Origin of the sequence: Halomonas marinisediminis, assembly GCF_004347715.1 — a bacterium.
Lineage (GTDB): Bacteria > Pseudomonadota > Gammaproteobacteria > Pseudomonadales > Halomonadaceae > Halomonas > Halomonas icarae.
In genome coordinates this window covers 1-331 of the sequence record NZ_SLTR01000136.1, presented here as the reverse complement: position 1 = coordinate 331, position 331 = coordinate 1, and the positions used below count along the sequence as shown (strand labels likewise).

General features: G+C 72.2%; 1 protein-coding gene. It reads right to left on the bottom strand.

Annotated elements, in window-relative coordinates; genetic code table 11:
* A partial coding sequence (locus E0702_RS19140) for a hypothetical protein (RefSeq protein ID WP_165927573.1) occupies window positions 1–331 on the bottom strand: 331 nt, incomplete at both ends.

Genomic DNA, 331 nt, shown 5'->3' with positions numbered 1-331 from the left:
GTCTCGGTGGCCACGCCGCCCTTGGCATCGATCCCAAAGAGCGGCGCGTCCCTCTCCGGGCGCGCAACGCCAGGCCCCTGCACCGGCAGCGGATGCCAACTCACCCCGTCGCTGCGCGCCAGGCTTGCGCGAAAATCGGTCTCGCTCAGCTTGGGCGCGTAGCCCGCATAATGGCTGGCGAAGGTCTCCGGCGGCAGGGGCAGCCCGGTCCAGTGGAAACACAGGCGCAGCTGCGACGGCTGCTTGCGTGCCAGTTCGGGCGCGGCGACCGTCAGGCGTGCCCGCGGCAGGGGCATGGGCCCGAAGGGCGCGAAGGGCTTTCCCGGCGCCA